The 15,799-nt window shown below is 71.9% G+C and carries 17 protein-coding genes; 9 read left to right on the forward strand and 8 right to left on the reverse strand.

The window, feature by feature from the left end; translation table 11 throughout:
* Positions 1 to 35 precede the first annotated feature (35 nt).
* The gene (gene pcrA / locus ASD90_RS20985) at positions 36 to 2,525 is read left to right on the forward strand and encodes a DNA helicase PcrA (RefSeq protein ID WP_056760820.1); all 2,490 of its coding nucleotides are present in this window, start codon (positions 36 to 38) and stop codon (positions 2,523 to 2,525) included.
* 211 nt (positions 2,526 to 2,736) lie between these two features.
* Here pcrA and ASD90_RS20990 read toward each other — a convergent pair whose 3' ends face one another.
* Together ASD90_RS20990 and ASD90_RS20995 are read right to left on the reverse strand one after the other, a co-directional pair.
* A complete protein-coding gene (locus ASD90_RS20990) occupies positions 2,737 to 3,573 on the reverse strand; it encodes a M23 family metallopeptidase (protein ID WP_056760823.1) in 837 nt (278 codons plus the stop codon).
* Between the two features lie 212 nt (positions 3,574 to 3,785).
* Positions 3,786 to 4,778: a triacylglycerol lipase gene (locus ASD90_RS20995; RefSeq protein WP_235506849.1), complete on the reverse strand. Its 993-nt coding sequence runs from the start codon at positions 4,776 to 4,778 to the stop codon at positions 3,786 to 3,788.
* 79 nt (positions 4,779 to 4,857) lie between these two features.
* Between ASD90_RS20995 and ASD90_RS21000 the strand changes: the two genes are divergently transcribed.
* Positions 4,858 to 5,334 carry a cobalamin B12-binding domain-containing protein gene (locus ASD90_RS21000; protein ID WP_369793640.1) on the forward strand — a complete coding sequence of 159 codons (477 nt, stop codon included), beginning with the start codon at positions 4,858 to 4,860 and terminating at the stop codon, positions 5,332 to 5,334.
* Positions 5,335 to 5,336: 2 nt separating this feature from the next.
* On the opposite strand, the gene ASD90_RS21005 is transcribed toward ASD90_RS21000, so the two are convergent.
* Together ASD90_RS21005 and ASD90_RS21010 are read right to left on the reverse strand one after the other, a co-directional pair.
* On the reverse strand, positions 5,337 to 5,975 hold the full coding sequence (locus ASD90_RS21005) for a hypothetical protein (protein WP_056760828.1): 639 nt from the start codon (positions 5,973 to 5,975) through the stop codon (positions 5,337 to 5,339).
* Positions 5,972 to 6,508: an RNA polymerase sigma factor gene (locus ASD90_RS21010; protein WP_082588934.1), complete on the reverse strand. Its 537-nt coding sequence runs from the start codon at positions 6,506 to 6,508 to the stop codon at positions 5,972 to 5,974. Before ASD90_RS21010 ends, ASD90_RS21005 begins: the two co-directional genes overlap by 4 nt.
* A 141-nt stretch (positions 6,509 to 6,649) precedes the next feature.
* Here ASD90_RS21010 and ASD90_RS21015 point away from each other — a divergent pair, with 141 nt between their 5' ends.
* From ASD90_RS21015 to sucD, 4 genes are all read left to right on the forward strand, one after another.
* Positions 6,650 to 7,186: a superoxide dismutase family protein gene (locus ASD90_RS21015; protein WP_082588935.1), complete on the forward strand. Its 537-nt coding sequence runs from the start codon at positions 6,650 to 6,652 to the stop codon at positions 7,184 to 7,186.
* A complete protein-coding gene (locus ASD90_RS21020) occupies positions 7,186 to 7,743 on the forward strand; it encodes a hypothetical protein (protein WP_056760832.1) in 558 nt (185 codons plus the stop codon). The genes ASD90_RS21015 and ASD90_RS21020 overlap by 1 nt, the downstream gene beginning before the upstream one ends.
* 230 nt (positions 7,744 to 7,973) lie before the next feature.
* Positions 7,974 to 9,161 carry an ADP-forming succinate--CoA ligase subunit beta gene (gene sucC, locus ASD90_RS21025; protein WP_056760835.1) on the forward strand — a complete coding sequence of 396 codons (1,188 nt, stop codon included), beginning with the start codon at positions 7,974 to 7,976 and terminating at the stop codon, positions 9,159 to 9,161.
* 30 nt (positions 9,162 to 9,191) lie between these two features.
* Complete coding sequence (sucD, locus tag ASD90_RS21030) at positions 9,192 to 10,085, forward strand: succinate--CoA ligase subunit alpha (RefSeq protein ID WP_056760838.1); 894 nt, start codon at positions 9,192 to 9,194, stop codon at positions 10,083 to 10,085.
* 56 nt (positions 10,086 to 10,141) lie between these two features.
* Here the strand turns inward: sucD and ASD90_RS24070 are convergent, their stop codons facing one another.
* Positions 10,142 to 10,555, reverse strand: coding sequence for a hypothetical protein (locus tag ASD90_RS24070; RefSeq protein ID WP_200958669.1), 414 nt, complete (start codon positions 10,553 to 10,555; stop codon positions 10,142 to 10,144).
* On the opposite strand from ASD90_RS24070, the gene ASD90_RS21035 reads away from it, so the two are divergent.
* Positions 10,536 to 11,657, forward strand: coding sequence for a DUF6350 family protein (locus tag ASD90_RS21035; protein WP_200958670.1), 1,122 nt, complete (start codon positions 10,536 to 10,538; stop codon positions 11,655 to 11,657). The genes ASD90_RS24070 and ASD90_RS21035 overlap by 20 nt on opposite strands.
* Before the next feature lie 41 nt (positions 11,658 to 11,698).
* Here the strand turns inward: ASD90_RS21035 and ASD90_RS21040 are convergent, their stop codons facing one another.
* Positions 11,699 to 12,091 carry a hypothetical protein gene (locus tag ASD90_RS21040; protein ID WP_056760840.1) on the reverse strand — a complete coding sequence of 131 codons (393 nt, stop codon included), beginning with the start codon at positions 12,089 to 12,091 and terminating at the stop codon, positions 11,699 to 11,701.
* A 65-nt stretch (positions 12,092 to 12,156) separates the two neighbouring features.
* Here ASD90_RS21040 and purN point away from each other — a divergent pair, with 65 nt between their 5' ends.
* Both purN and purH read left to right on the forward strand, forming a co-directional pair.
* Positions 12,157 to 12,801 carry a phosphoribosylglycinamide formyltransferase gene (gene purN, locus ASD90_RS21045; RefSeq protein ID WP_369793641.1) on the forward strand — a complete coding sequence of 215 codons (645 nt, stop codon included), beginning with the start codon at positions 12,157 to 12,159 and terminating at the stop codon, positions 12,799 to 12,801.
* 164 nt (positions 12,802 to 12,965) lie between these two features.
* Positions 12,966 to 14,597, forward strand: a complete 1,632-nt coding sequence (gene purH / locus ASD90_RS21050; protein ID WP_056760843.1) for a bifunctional phosphoribosylaminoimidazolecarboxamide formyltransferase/IMP cyclohydrolase — start codon at positions 12,966 to 12,968, stop codon at positions 14,595 to 14,597.
* A gap of 150 nt (positions 14,598 to 14,747) precedes the next feature.
* On the opposite strand, the gene ASD90_RS21055 is transcribed toward purH, so the two are convergent.
* Together ASD90_RS21055 and ASD90_RS21060 are read right to left on the reverse strand one after the other, a co-directional pair.
* A complete protein-coding gene (locus ASD90_RS21055) occupies positions 14,748 to 15,365 on the reverse strand; it encodes a hypothetical protein (protein WP_056760845.1) in 618 nt (205 codons plus the stop codon).
* Positions 15,362 to 15,715, reverse strand: a complete 354-nt coding sequence (locus ASD90_RS21060; RefSeq protein WP_056760849.1) for a PadR family transcriptional regulator — start codon at positions 15,713 to 15,715, stop codon at positions 15,362 to 15,364. The genes ASD90_RS21055 and ASD90_RS21060 overlap by 4 nt, the downstream gene beginning before the upstream one ends.
* Between the last annotated feature and the right edge of the window lie 84 nt (positions 15,716 to 15,799).

Raw genomic sequence — 15,799 nt, forward strand, 5'->3', positions numbered from 1 at the left:
GTGCTGTGGGTGGTTCGACGTAGGCTTGGTCGATCATGAGCACGCTCTTCGACGACCTCCCCATCCCCGGTTTCGAGCACGGTCAGGGCGCGCCCTCCGGCGGGTCCGGGCGCCCCGGGCGTGGCGCAGACGTCACCGAGCAGGGCGTCCCCACGTGGGCCGAGGCCGCAGCCCGCGGCGGCGTCGAGACCGCCCAGCAGGGTCGCGCCGACCTCGACCCCGCGGTCCTGCTCGAGGGCCTCAACCCCGAGCAGCGCGAGGCGGTCGTCCACGAGGGCACGCCCCTGCTCATCGTCGCCGGCGCCGGTTCCGGCAAGACCCGCGTGCTGACCCACCGCATCGCGTGGCTGCTCGGCGAACGCGGCGCGCAGCCGGGCCAGATCCTCGCCATCACCTTCACCAACAAGGCCGCGGCCGAGATGCGCGAGCGCGTCGAGGCGCTCGTCGGCCCCCGGGCCCGGGCCATGTGGGTCATGACCTTCCACTCGGCGTGCGTGCGCATCCTGCGCCGCGAGGCAGCCAAGGTCGGCATGAAGTCGACCTTCTCGATCTACGACGCCGCCGACAGCCAGCGACTCATGAGCCTCGTGCTGCGCGACCTCGACCTCGACCCGAAGCGCTACCCGCCGCGCGGCTTCTCGGCCCAGGTCAGCAACCTCAAGAACGAGCTCATCGACGAGGAGACCTACGCCTCGCAGGTCACCGAGGGCAACCACTACGAGCGCACCGTCTCCGACGCCTACACCCAGTACCAACGGCGGCTGCGCCAGGCCAACGCCCTCGACTTCGACGACATCATCATGATGACGGTCAACGTCCTGCAGGCCTTCCCCGACGTCGCCGAGTACTACCGCCGCCGCTTCCGCCACGTGCTCGTCGACGAGTACCAGGACACCAACCAGGCGCAGTACCAGCTCATCAAGGAGCTCGTCGGCGAGGTCAGGGGCCCCGAGGGCGCCTACGCCGTGCCGCCGGCCGAGCTGTGCGTCGTCGGCGACTCCGACCAGTCGATCTACGCCTTCCGCGGCGCGACGATCCGCAACATCCTCGAGTTCGAGAACGACTACCCCGACGCGCGCACCATCCTGCTCGAGCAGAACTACCGCTCGACCTCGCGCATCCTCCGGGCCGCCAACGCCGTCATCGCCCGCAACGAGGGGCGTCGGGCCAAGAACCTCTGGACCGACTCCGGCGACGGGGCGATGATCACCGGCTACGTCGGCGACAACGAGCACGACGAGGCCGCCTTCGTCGCCAAGGAGATCGACGACCTCGCCGACCACGGGGTCAAGCCCGGCGACGTCGCCGTCTTCTACCGCACCAACGCCCAGAGCCGCGCCATCGAGGAGGTGCTCGTGCGGGTCGGCCTGCCCTACAAGGTGGTCGGCGGCACGCGCTTCTACGAGCGGCGCGAGGTCAAGGACGCGCTGGCCTACCTGCGGGTCGTCTCCAACCCGACCGACACGGTCAACCTCCGCCGCATCCTCAACACCCCCAAGCGGGGCATCGGCGACCGTGCCGAGGCGTGCGTCGCGGCCCTCGCGGAGCGCGAGCGCATCCCGTTCGTCGCGGCGCTCGGTCGCGCCGAGGACGCCCCGGGCATCGCCACCCGGTCGGTCGCGGCGATCCACGGCTTCACGGCACTGCTCGAGAAGCTCCGGACCTCATACGAGGCCGACGACAGCATCGCGGCCCTGCTCGAGATGACGCTCGAGGAGAGCGGCTACCTCGCCGAGCTCCGCGCGAGCCACGACCCGCAGGACGAGACCCGCGTCGAGAACCTCGCCGAGCTCGTCGCGGTCGCGCAGGAGTACGACGACCGCCGCGCCACCGAGCTCCAGGAGTCCGGCGGCGAGCTGGCGCCCGGTGTCGAGCCCGAGGACGTCGGCCCGGCGGGGGCGCTCGAGGAGTTCCTCGAGCAGGTCTCGCTCGTCGCCGACGCCGACGAGATCCCCGACGAGCCCGAGGCCAAGGCGCAGGGCGTCGTCACCCTGATGACGCTCCACACGGCCAAGGGACTCGAGTTCCCCGTCGTCTTCCTCACCGGCATGGAGGACGGCACCTTCCCGCACCTGCGCGCCCTCGGTGATCCCAAGGAGCTCGAGGAGGAGCGCCGCCTCGCCTACGTCGGCATCACCCGGGCCCGCGAGCGTCTCTACCTCTCGCGCGCGGCCGTCCGGTCGGCCTGGGGTGCGCCGCAGTACAACCCTCCGTCGCGCTTCCTCGACGAGATCCCGGGCGACCTGCTCGACTGGCAGCGGCTCGGCCCGTCGTTCAGCGGTGCCCGCGGCTCCGACCGGCCGGCAGTGGCCACGCTCGCGGCCCGGCCCGGCGTCCGCAGCGCCGGCAAGCGACCCGTCATCGCCCTCCAGTCGGGCGACCGGGTCAGCCACGACTCCTTCGGTCTCGGCACGGTCGTGCGGGTCGAGGGCGACGGCGACAAGTCGATGGCCCACGTCGACTTCGGCGCCGACACCGGCACGAAGCGCCTGCTGCTGCGCTACGCCCCCCTCGTCAAGCTCTGACGCGGCGCCGTCCGGTCGCTCCCGGTCGGCCTCCCGGTCTGCCCGCCGATGGCGTATGCCGTGTGGCGCGGTGGCGTGCCCGCGTGAGCGCCGTTGTGGCGCAACGGCATACGCGCACCAAGGCCGACGGCTCGACCACGCTGGTCGGACCCGCAGATGCGACGACGCCCGTCCCGGGAGGGACGGGCGTCGTGTCGCGAGGGGACCTCGGTCAGAGGTAGACGCCGCGCTTGGCGAGCCAGGTGCGAGGGGCGACGGCGGCGCCGTCGTCGGGGTGGATCTCGAGGTGCACGTGGGGGCCGGTCGAGTTGCCGGTGCTGCCGCTGTAGGCGACGAGCTGGCCGGGCGAGACCTCTTCACCGACGGAGACGAGCAGGCGGCTGTTGTGCGCCATCCACGAGACGGTGCCGTCCCAGTAGCGGATCTTGACCATGTTGCCGTAGCCCTCGTTGGACCAGCCGGCGAAGACGACGGTGCCGCTCGAGAGGGCGTGGACCGCGCTGCCCGTGGGGCACGCGAGGTCCTGGGCGGGGTGCATCTTGCCCCAGCGGAAGCCGAAGCCGGACGTGAGCGTGTAGCCGGAGACGGGGGAGACCCAGCGGTGCGCCTTGGCGATGGCGCGCTCGCGGGCCGCTGCCTTGGCCTTGGCGGCGGCCGCGGCCTTCGCCTTGGCCGCGGCGGCCTTGTCGGCAGCCGCCTTCTCCGCGGCGGCCCGGGCCTGGGCCGCGGTCTCCTCGGCGGACGTGGTCGCGCTGATGATGAGCGTCTTGGCGTCGCGGGCCATGTCGCGGGACGAGCGTGCGCCGGACCGGTTGGCGGCGGCCGCGGCCACGGCGTCCGGGTCTGCGGCGAGCCCGAGACCGGCGACCGAGTTGGAGACGTTCTTCATGGCAGCCGCTTCGGGACTGAGCGCGCTCGCGCCGGCGTCGCGGATGACGAGGCCACCGGCGACGGTCGAGGAGAGCAGAGCAACGGGGACGACGAACTGTCGACCCCGTGAAGGCTTGGCTGCCGGCCTGTGCCGGCCGGTGTAGCTGGTTTTGGGCACGAAAGAGATACCTATCGGTCACAGATTGCGAGCCGCCAGCCTAACGTGACCATTTCGTTATCCAAAATCACGCCACGTTTCTGGACGTCCCGGCGTCGCGGTGGAGGGTCGCGACTCCGGTCGACACTAGGGCATCCAGAGGGCCTGGAGGAGGATTTGCACAGGCCGATCTGCGCACATTGTCAGAACGGCGTGACCCGGGTGTGGCGCGGTCAGCGGGTGGGGGCGACACGCCCCGTGGCGCCACCACGGCGGGCCGTCGACGTGCTAGTGCGCCGGCTGCCCAGCGCGCTGACGCCGGGGGTGACCGTCGCGCCCGAGGTGTCGAGGTGGGCCAGGGCCGTCGAGATGCCGTGCACGACGCTGCTCGTGATGGGCAGGCTCATGTGGCCGACCCCGCGCAAGGCGATGTTGTGGACGTTGAGGTCGTCGTGGTGCAGGGCGGCGTTGCGCTGGGGGACGACGACCTGGTCGAGGTCGGACCAGTAGACGAGGAACCGGGTCTGGCACTCCTTGACCGGTCCGGCGAGCTCGTCCATCAGGGCGCTGCCGGGTCGCAGCTGACGGGTCAGTCCGTTGTTCCACGTGTAGGCGAGGTAGCTGCCCTGGTGGGGCGTGCCGAGGGTCACGAGCGTGTGCACGTGCTGGTCGCCACCGAGGCGGGTCACGTAGTAGCGCGCGATGAGGCCGCCCATCGAGTGGCCGATGACGTGGATCCGCTCGTAGCCGGTCTCCTCGACGATGCGCTCGACCTCGGCGCCGAGGGCGGCCGCAGCGGACCGCACGTCGCCCGTGAAGATCGAGTAGTTGATCGTCTCGATGCGCCCGAAGCCGCGCCGGACGAGACCCCGTCGGAGGACGGTGAAGATCGAGCGGTTGTCGACCATGCCGTGCACGAGCAGGATCGGGGTCTCGGCGGCCTCGACGTTCTGGATCGCGAGCCCACGCTGGCTCGGCGGGAGGTGCCCGAGGCGGTAGCCCTGGCGGCGGTCGCTGGCGCGCGATCCGAGCAGCCCGAGCGGGTAGAGCCCGAGGTGCAGGCCCATCCACGACGCCTCGAGGGCCGCACCGGCGATCCCGGTGGGCGTCAGCAGCGCACCGGCCACCTCCCCGACGGCCGCGAGGAAGCCTCGAGGGCCCTTCGCGCGACCCCTCGGGGTGCCGGACTGTCGCGGCGTCATCGCCGCACGTGCTGCCACTGCCACGCGTCGAACGTACCCCGACGGGTGGGCGATGGATCACTATTGCGCGTCGCGTCTCACCGGGCTGGCTAGAGTGCCCGGCATGAGCGAGTCCCTGGGCGCCGACGCCGTTGCCGTGACCGACGACGAGACCGCAGGCGCAGCCGGCACCGGCCCCCTGTCGACCGACGTCATCCGTGTGGTCGTGGCCAAGCCGGGCCTCGACGGGCACGACCGCGGCGCCAAGGTGGTCGCGCGGGCGCTGCGCGACGCCGGCATGGAGGTCATCTACACCGGGTTGCACCAGACGCCCGAGCAGATCGTCGAGGCGGCCATCCAGGAGGATGCCGACGTCGTCGGGCTCTCGGTCCTCTCGGGGGCCCACATGACGCTCTTCGCCCGCGTCGTCGAGCTCCTCGCCGAGCGCGACGCCAGCGACATCGTCGTCTTCGGCGGCGGCATCATCCCCGAGGACGACATCACCGAGCTCGAGAAGCTCGGGGTGGCCAAGGTCTTCACCCCGGGTGCCACGACGATGGAGATCGTCGGCTGGGTCCGCGAGCACGTCCACGCCGCCTGAGCTCAGGCCGGCGGCCCAGGCGCCGTCCCGTGGGTGTTGGTCACCCGTCGGTTGAGCGAGAAGAGCCGGCCGAGGACGGGCATGAGCACGATGTTGAGGCCGTGCAGGATGCCGATGACGAGGAGGATCCCACCGATGCGGAAGACCTCCGACTGGAGCTGCTGCGGCGTCACGAGGGCGCTGATGTCGTTGTCCCACTCCGGGGTGGGGGCGAACGTCACCGTGAAGCAGATGTACGCGGTGAAGATCAGGTAGTAGACGATGTCGGTGAGCACGATGTAGCTCTTGCCGGTCATCGGGTTGTCGTGGAAGACGTCGGCCGCATAGGCCCGGCCGAACCGCTTGATGAACGGGCCGAGCCAGACGGCCATGGCGACGAGGACGAGGTTCGTCGCGAGCTCGAGGATCCACCAGGGCATGAGCAGGTCTCCGTTCGACTGCGGGGTCAGGGTGAGGACGAGGGTGGCGACGAGCGCCACGGCCGCGACCCAGAGGGCCACGGTGCGACGTGCACGACGTCGTCGGGCGCGGTCGTCGGCGACCGAGTCGAGCACGCGCGCGAAGAGGTCGCGTGACGGCGGCGGCGGTCCGGAGCCGATCGGGCGCAGGGCCTCCTCGATGAGGTGCTCGAGGTCGCTCATGGGTTCTCCCTGAGGGCGAGGGACAGGGCGCGCAGGCCGCGCTGCAGGTGCGTCTTGACGGAGTTGACCGACATCCCCAGCCCGTCGGCGATGTCCGCCGGCGACATGTCGTAGTAGTAGCGGAGCGTGAGGCACTCGCGCTGCCGCCCGGGCAGGCCGCGGAGTGCGTCGACGACCTCCTGGCGGGCGCTGCGGCCCAGGACCGCCTCCTCGGCCGACGGCTCGTCGTCCGCCGGGGGTGGGCGGTGGTGCAGCGACACGAGCCCCCGGCGGTTGTGGTCGCGCGCCAGGTTGATGACGATCGACCGGAGGTACGCGGCGCCTCGAGCAGGGTCCCGCACCCGCGCCATGTTGCGGCTGAGCCGGATGAACGCCTCCTGCACGAGATCCTCCGCTGCCGTCTTGTCCTCCACGTAGAACCGCGCGAGGTGCAGCAACGAGGGAGCCTCCGCGTTGAAGAGTGCGGCGGCCTGTCTCTCGAAGTCAGGGACCTGATCTCGCGTGGCCGAGACCCCTGCCGTCAGCCCGTCCATCACTAGGACAGACGAGCGATGAATGCGTCTGGGTGACAAGCAGATTCAACGAATCTTTTTTGGCGGACCGTGTCGCCCGCGCCCCCGATGGCGAGCGTCTCCCAAGTGTAGGTTCACTCGACTCTGGAAGGGGCAGAAGCCATGGAACGCAAGGGACTTCGTGGGGGAGCGGCAGCCGTGGTCGGTCTGTCGGCAACGGTGGCGCTCGCCGCCACGGCGGTCGCGGGGGCGGCCGTCCTGCGGTTCGCCGACGGGCTGCGGGACTACGACACGGCGGCGGCAGGACCGTTCGACCACGCGACCGCCCGGCTGCAGCTCGTGGAGCGTCCGGACGGTACGACGGCCGTCCTGCACGTGCGGGGGATCGACGCGTCTGCTGCCGGCCGGACGTTCGGGGCTCACGTGCACAACGGTGCGTGCGGCACCGACGCGCCGGCCGCCGCCCTCGGCCACTACAACGCCGACGCGCACGCGGGCCACGTCCCCGTCGTGGTCTCGCCGCAGACGGAGGTCTGGCTCGACTTCACGGTCGACGCGACGGGGGCGGGCGACTCCAGCACGGCCGTGCGCTTCCCCGTCCAGGCAGGCGCCCACTCCGTCGTCGTGCACGCTGCGCCGACCGACCCCGCGACCGGCCTCGCCGGAGCTCGCCTGGCCTGCCTGCCGGTGGAGTGGTGATGCTGCGGGCCGCTGGTCGTGGGGTACTCGTCGGACTGGCGTGGGGCGGACTGGCCCGCGTCTTCATGCGCCTGCTCTCGACGAGCCCCGAGTTCACCTGGGTCGGGACCTCGGCGATCCTCGCGATGAGCGCCGTCCTCTGGGGCGGGATCGGTCTGGTGACCGGCGCGCGCCGGGCGCAGAGGTCGCGGTGGTGGCGTCTGGCGCCGGTCGCCGGGCTCGTCCTGTTCGCCGGCCCGGGGTCGCTCCTCGTGCCCGGTGCCGTCGGGACGGCCGTGGCGCTCGCGCTCCACGGCCGGTCGGTGGTGATCCGGGTGCTGCCCCTGCTCCTCGGGCTGGCGGTCACGCTGTACCCCGTCCTCGGCCCCGACAGCGAGGGGGCCGGGGAGGTCGCTCCCGGCGCGTGGCTGGGTCTCGCGCTCGTCGTGGTGGCGATGATCTGGCTCGGGTTCGGCCTCCACGCGTGGTGGCGCCGATGGGCCGTGCCGGGAGGTGCCACCCCGACGAGGGGCCGGAGGCGCGCTGCGCCGCGCCACGCGGCATACGACATGGGGTGAGCGGTGGGAGGCGTCGGGCTCCGCCCGGCCGGATGTGATCTTCGTCCGGTCGGGCGGACCCGATGGCGTCGCCACAGGTCAGAGCCACTAGAGTCCGAGGGACAGCCTGATTCGGTTGCGCCTCGGCGCAGGGCCCGTCCGAGCGCGAGAGCGCGAGCACGAGAGCCCCGGGACGCCGCAGCGACGCGATCGACGACGATACGAATCGACGACGAGGACGGACCCCACCCGTGGATCTCTTCGAGTACCAAGCCCGCGACATGTTCGAGAAGCACGGAGTGCCCGTGCTGGCCGGCGCCATCGCCACCACCCCGGAGGAGGCCCGAGCGGCCGCTGAGCAGATCGGGCCGAAGTCGGGCGGTGTCACCGTCGTCAAGGCGCAGGTGAAGACCGGCGGCCGCGGCAAGGCCGGTGGCGTCAAGGTCACCAAGAGCCCCGACGAGGCGCAGGCCGCCGCCGAGGCGATTCTCGGGATGGACATCAAGGGCCACACCGTGGGCACCGTGATGATCGCCCAGGGCGCCCGCATCGCCGAGGAGTACTACTTCTCGGTGCTGCTCGACCGTGCGAACCGCACCTACCTCGCCATGTGCTCCAAGGAGGGCGGCATGGAGATCGAGCAGCTCGCCGTCGAGCGCCCCGAGGCCCTCGCTCGCGTCGCGGTCGACCCCAACACGGGCATCGACGCCGCGAAGGCGCAGGAGATCGTCGACGCCGCGGGCTTCGACGAGGCCGACAAGGCCGCCATCACCGACGTCATCCAGAAGCTGTGGACGGTCTACCGCGAGGAGGACGCCACGCTCGTCGAGGTCAACCCCCTCGTCAAGACCGAGGACGGCGAGATCATCGCCCTCGACGGCAAGGTGACGCTCGACGAGAACGCCGGCTTCCGCCACGCCGACCACGAGGCGCTCGAGGACACGGCCCACGCGGACCCGCTCGAGGCAGCGGCCAAGGAGAAGGACCTCAACTACGTCAAGCTCGACGGGTCCGTCGGCATCATCGGCAACGGCGCGGGGCTCGTCATGAGCACCCTCGACGTCGTCGCGTACGCCGGCGAGGAGTTCGGCGGCCAGAAGCCGGCCAACTTCCTCGACATCGGTGGCGGCGCCAGCGCCGAGGTCATGGCCAACGGCCTGCACATCATCCTGTCGGACCCGCAGGTCAAGAGCGTCTTCGTCAACGTCTTCGGTGGCATCACCTCCTGCGACGCCGTCGCCAACGGCATCGTGGGCGCGCTCGACGCGCTCGGCGACGAGGAGGACCGACCGCTCGTCGTGCGCCTCGACGGCAACAACGTCGAAGAGGGTCGCCGCATCCTCCAGGAGCGCAACCACCCGCTGGTGACGATCGAGCCGACGATGGACGGCGCCGCGCGCCGCGCCGCCGAGCTCGCCGCCGGTCCCGCCGCCAACTGACCCCGAGCCAAGAAGAGAGAACGACGAACCATGGCTATCTTCCTCAACGCCGACTCGAAGGTCATCGTCCAGGGCATGACCGGGTCCGAGGGCATGAAGCACACGCAGCGCATGCTCAAGTCGGGCACCGACATCGTCGGCGGCGTCAACCCGCGCAAGGCCGGCACCACGGTCGACTTCGAGGGCGGCGTCTCCGTCCCCGTCTACGGCACGGTCAAGGAGGCCATCGAGGCCACCGGCGCCAACGTGTCCGTGATCTTCGTGCCCGCGCAGTTCACCAAGGCCGCCGCGGTCGAGGCGATCGACGCCGGGATCCCGCTCGCGGTGGTCATCACCGAGGGCGTCGCGGTCAAGGACACCGCCGAGCTCTACAACTACGCCAAGGACAAGGGCACGACCCGCATCGTCGGCCCGAACTGCCCCGGACTCATCACGCCGGGTGTCAGCAACGCCGGCATCATCCCGGCCGACATCTCGGGCACGGGTCGCATCGGCCTCGTCTCCAAGTCGGGCACGCTGACCTACCAGATGATGTACGAGCTGCGTGACTTCGGCTTCAGCTCGGCCGTCGGGATCGGTGGCGACCCGATCATCGGCACGACCCACATCGACTGCCTCGAGGCGTTCCAGAACGACCCCGACACCGACGCCATCGTCATGATCGGCGAGATCGGTGGCGACGCCGAGGAGCGCGCGGCCGCCTACATCAAGGAGCACGTGACGAAGCCCGTCGTCGGCTACGTCGCCGGCTTCACCGCCCCCGAGGGCAAGACGATGGGCCACGCCGGCGCCATCGTCTCGGGCTCCTCCGGCACCGCGCAGGCCAAGAAGGAGGCCCTCGAGGCCGCCGGCGTCAAGGTCGGCAAGACGCCGTCCGAGACCGCCGACCTCATGCGCGAGATCATGCAGGGCATCGCGAAGTAGTCTGCGCCACAAGCAGTTCCGAGCGGACGGTCACCTCCGGGTGGCCGTCCGCTTCGCTATGACCCACCGAGGGCGTATGCCGTGTCACCGGGTCCGTCCCCGAGCGCGGCGCCCCAGCGTGCCCCGGCCAACCCCGCGGCAGCCCCGGGCCGGACGGCATACGCCCTGAGGTCCCATCGGCGTGGGCGCTCGCTCCGTGGCGGGGATCTTGTGACCATGGGGGCGACCCCTTCGACCCGCAGCGCAGGAGTGAGACCACTGGCACCGTCGAGCACGACCACGACGTCGACGACCACGCCGGCGACCTCGTCGACCAGCCCCTCGACGGCGATGCCGGCCGCCCTGCGCGCCGGCGCGCTCGCTGCCGTCGGCACGTGGTCGGTCGTCGTGCTGCCGGCGCTCATCGGCTGGGTGGCCGCGCCCGAGAGCTCCGTCGGGTGGTTCTCGGCGGTGTCGGTCGCCAGCGCCATCTGGTTCCTCGGCCACGGCCAGTCCGTCGGTGCCGGCAACGTGGCCATCTCGATGACGCCGCTGCTGCTCCTGCTCGTCTTCGTCCACATCGCCTACCGCTGGGCCCGCCGTCTCGCCGCGACCGAGCGGCTGCGCGTCGGTGCGGCCGACTGGAGCCGGGTCGCCCAGTGGGGCGTCGTGCCGGGCTTCGTCATCGGCTACGGGCTCGTGTCGTCGGTCTTCGCGCTCTTCACCCTCGGGGGCCCCGCGACACCCGGGGTCGCCGCGGTCGTCGGGTCCCTGCTCGTGCCCCTCGCGGCGCTCGGCTTCGTCATGCTCCGCCCCGACGACGAGACGGCGCCGGCGTTCGTGCGCACGTGGTTCCGGCGCGGCCCGACGTGGCTGCCGACGGTGTGGCGCACCGGCTGGCGCGGGGCGGGGATGCTGCTCGCCCTCGGTCTCGTCGTCGTCGTCCTGCGGCTCGTCGTGTCGTGGTCGGCCGTCGCCGACATCCAGGACCAGTACGGCGCCAACGTCGGCGCGGTCGTCATCATCGCGCTCGCCCAGCTCGCCCTCCTCGGCAACGCGGCCACGTGGGCGCTGTCGTTCCTCGCCGGCCCGGGCTTCCAGGTCGCGCTCGGCTCGACGGTCTCCGCCGGCGCCGCCCAGCCCGGCCTGCTGCCGCTCGTGCCCGTCCTCGGCGCGCTGCCCGAGGCCAGCGACTACCCGGCGATGATGTATGCCGTCGTGCTGGCCCCCGTGCTCGTCGGCGTCTGGCTCGGTCGCCGGGTCGACGCCGAGCTCGAGTTCTTCGGCAACGTGCGGGCCCGGCTCTCGGCGACGGCCGTCGCGGCCCTCATCGCGGTCGTGGTCGTCATCGCCCTCACGGCGCTCGGCAACGGCGCGGTCGGTGTCGACCGGCTCTCGGCCGTCGGACCGCACCTCTGGTCGTTCGCCGCGGCCCTGACCGCCGAGGTCGTCGGTGGCGCGCTGCTCCTCACCGGCGTGCTCGTGCTGCTCGAGCGTCGCCGGGAGGGCGAGGCCCTCGACCCGACGCCGGACGAGGACCAGGACGAGGACCAGGACCAGGACCAGGAGACTCCGGTCACCGACGAGGACTGAGGTCCTCGGACGCCGCTCGACCCTCGGTCCGTGTCACCGGGTCAGCGCACGACGACGCCGACCATCCCGGCGTCGCGCAGCTTCGCGCAGTCGCCCTCGGCGATGCTGGTCTGGGCCCCGGCGACACACTTCTCGTAGGCGCTGACGGAGTCGTAGAACGCGACCTGGAGGGCCAGGCTCGACAGCAGCATCCCGGAGATGACGAGGGTGATGACCGGCCAGATCTTCTCCTTGCCGGTCCGCATCGACAGAAAGCGGAGCAGGCGCACGGTGAGGACGACCGCGAGCACGAGCGGCAGGAAGGCGACGAAGCGCTTCGGCAGCGGGAGGTACATGGCGACCAGACCGAGCAGCACGAGGAGCGCGACGGGCAGGGTGCGCTTGGCCTTCTCGCGGGCGAACGCGATCTCCTGCTCCAGCTGGGGCTCGGTCATGCGGTCCATCCTCGCCCATGGATGGGGCCGGGCCCGCATCGGGCGGCGGCGCTAAACTCCGGCTCGTGACGACCGACGCCCTCGCCAGCACGTCCGAGCCGACCGATCGTCAGGTGCCGGTCGTCGTGCTGGTGTCCGGGTCCGGCACGTTGCTCCAGGCGCTGCTCGACGCCGCGGCCGACCCGGTCTACGGCGTCCGCATCGCCGCGGTGGGGGCCGACCGGCCGTGCACCGGGCTCGACCGGGCCGAACGGGCCGGCATACCGACGTTCGTCGTGCGACCCGCGGACTTCGCGGACCGCGCGGCGTGGGACGTCGCCCTGGCCGAGCAGGTGGCTGCCGCGGACCCGCGCTTCGTCGTCACGGCCGGCTTCATGCGGATCCTCGGTCCGGCGACGCTGGGCGCCCAGCCCGTCGTCAACACCCACCCCGCCCTGCTGCCGAGCTTCCCCGGGGCGCACGGCGTGCGCGACGCCCTCGCCTACGGCGTCAAGGTGACCGGCACGACGTGCCACGTCGTCGATGCCGGCGTCGACACCGGGCCGATCATCGAGCAGCGGGTCGTCGCCGTGGAGGACGACGACACCGAGGAGAGCCTGCACGAGCGGATCAAGGTCCAGGAGCGCGACCTGCTCGTCGACGTCGTGAGCCGGCTCGCCCGCGAGGGCTTCGTGGTCGAGGGGCGACGAGTTCGGATCGGGCAGGACTGACCGCTACGCTGGTCGCACACGACTGGCGCGGGTGGGACACCACCGGGGAGTGACGTCGGGAGCATCGACCGCCTGGGTGCCTCGCGAGAACGGAAGCCATCGGGTCCCCTGACGACACGACCCGGGCACGCCGCGACCGATGTCACCGAACCAGGAGTGCACCCATGACCGCCGCTCTGTCCCACGCGTCCGACCTCACCGACGGCCGCCGCTCGATCAAGCGGGCCCTCGTCTCCGTCTACGACAAGTCAGGCCTCGACGAGCTGGCCCGCGCCCTCGACGCCGCCGGTGTCGCCATCGTCTCGACGGGATCGACGGCGAAGACCATCGCCGCCGCAGGGGTGCCCGTCACGCAGGTCGAGGAGCTCACCGGCTTCCCCGAGTGCCTCGACGGCCGGGTCAAGACCCTGCACCCGAAGGTGCACGCCGGCATCCTCGCCGACACGCGGAACCCCGACCACGTCCGGCAGCTCGCCGACCTCGGCGTCGAGGCCTTCGACCTCGTCGTCGTCAACCTCTACCCCTTCCGCGAGACCGTCGCGTCCGGCGCGAGCGAGGACGAGTGCGTCGAGCAGATCGACATCGGCGGCCCGTCGATGGTGCGTGCCTCCGCCAAGAACCACGCGAGCGTCGCCATCGTGACGAGCCCGGCGGCATACGCCCACGTCACCGAGGCCCTCGGGGCCGGCGGCTTCACGGTGACCGAGCGTCGCCGCCTCGCGGCCGAGGCGTTCGTCCACACGGCGAGCTACGACAACGCGGTCGCGAACTGGATGGGCAACGTCGTCGCCGACACGAGCGACGGCACCGGCTTCCCGGCGTGGACGGGCGCGACCTTCGACCGCGCGGCGGCCCTGCGCTACGGCGAGAACCCGCACCAGAGCGCGGCCCTCTACCGCCACTGGCGCCCGGGCGTGGCCAGTGCGGAGCAGCTGCACGGCAAGGAGATGTCCTACAACAACTACGTCGACACCGACGCCGCCGTGCGTGCCGCGCACGACCACGGCGACCAGCCGACCGTCGCGATCATCAAGCACGCCAACCCGTGCGGCATCGCCGTCGGCGGGACCATCGAGGAGGCCTACGAGCGCGCCCACGCCACCGACCCGGTGAGCGCCTACGGTGGCATCATCGCGGCCAACCGGACCGTCACGGCGGCCATGGCGGCGGCGGCCAAGCCGGTCTTCACCGAGGTCGTCATCGCCCCCGACTACGAGCCGGAGGCCCTCGAGATCCTCACGGCCAAGAAGAACCTCCGCGTCCTGCGCCTACCCGCCGGCATGGCCGAGGCGGCGGACCCGATCGAGACGCGTGCCATCAGCGGTGGCCTGCTCGTGCAGACCGTCGACAAGGTCGACGCCGTCGTGCGCGGCGAGGGTGACGCCGTGACCGGGGGCGACGACGCCGCGGACTGGCGGCTCGTCTCCGGCGACGCCGCGGACGACGCGACCCTGGCCGACCTGCAGTTCGCCTGGCGCGCGATCCGCGCCGTGAAGTCCAACGCGATCCTGCTCGCCAAGGACGGCGCCGCGGTCGGCGTCGGCATGGGCCAGGTCAACCGCGTCGACTCGTGCTACCTCGCCGTGCGTCGCGCGGGGGAGGAGCGAGCCCGCGGCTCGGTCGCCGCGTCGGATGCGTTCTTCCCGTTCGCCGACGGCCTGCAGATCCTGCTCGACGCCGGCGTCCGCGCCGTCGTCGCACCCGGCGGCTCGATCCGCGACGAGGAGATCATCGAGGCGGCCAAGGCCGCCGGGGTCACGATGTACTTCACCGGGACGCGCCACTTCGCGCACTGAGTCGACGTCAGGCCGACGGCCACGCCCCACTCCGGGGCGTGGCCGTCGTCTCAGGGGGGCGTATGCCGTGTGCCGCAGCGAGAGCCCCCGCGCCCTCTCCGTCGAGCGGAGTGGGCGGTCTGGTCGGGGGTGGGCTGTGTGGTGGGCGGCTCAGCGGGCGCGGCGCAGCCCTCTCCGACCGAGGACGACGACCACGGTGGCGGCGACCACCACGGACAGGAGCAGGGCCGTGACCGAAGCCGCTACCCCGACCGCCTCGTTGACGCTCCAGGCGACCGCGGCGACGATCGCGACCAGGGCGCAGGCCGCCGGGAAGACGCCGATGAGCACGACCTTCTCGCGCGTCGTCCATCCGCGGGCGATCACGACGAGGACGGCGAGCACCGGCCACAGCGGCGGGTAGAAGAGGGCGAAGAGCAGCTCGACGGGGTGGGGGCCGGTGACGGCGAAGAACGTCAGCAGGAGCAGGACGAGGAAGCCGAGCACCATGACGACCACCGGCAGCCAACGCCGGTCCTGGGCGAGCGTCGCTGCGCCGGCGCGGGAGCCCGGCCCCACGGCATACGCCTCGTCGGCGATCTGCTCGGGCGTGCCCAGCCCGGCGAGCGCGCTGCGCACCTGCTCGTCGTCGGCGTCGGCCGGGAGGCTGTCGTGGAGGTGCTCGCGCACGCCGGCGACGACCTCGGTCCGGGTCGCCGGCGGCGCGCCCTCGAGGAGGGTGTCGAGGCGCTGGAGATAGGCGTCGACGCGGGGGTGGGTCTGGTTCACGGTCTGCTCCCTGTCTGCGGGTCGACGGCCGCGTCCACGGCGTCGCGGAATGGTGCCCACGTGCGGCGGAAGGCGTCGAGCGTCCCCCGTCCCGAGGCGGTGATCGCGTAGTAGCGGCGTGGCGGGCCCTCGGTCGACTCCTCCCACCTCGTCTCGACGAACCCGGCGGTCCGCAGCCGCGACAGCAGGGGGTAGAGGGTGCCCTCGCCGGTCATGAGGATGCCGTCGCGGGCGAGCCGGCGCGCGATGTCGAGCCCGTAGGTGGGCTCGTCGGCGACCATCGCGAGCACGCAGTACTCGACCGCACCGCGACGGAGGTGCGTCAGGATGCGTTCGTCGCCCGGTACCATGCGACACAAGGTAGTGGCGCAGACGCCGGTCGGCAAGGACATCCCGCCACCGTCGAGAGGCCACGTCGGGCCGCCTCCACCATG

This window comes from Terrabacter sp. Root181 (assembly GCF_001428505.1).
Classification (GTDB): Bacteria; Actinomycetota; Actinomycetes; order Actinomycetales; family Dermatophilaceae; genus Terrabacter.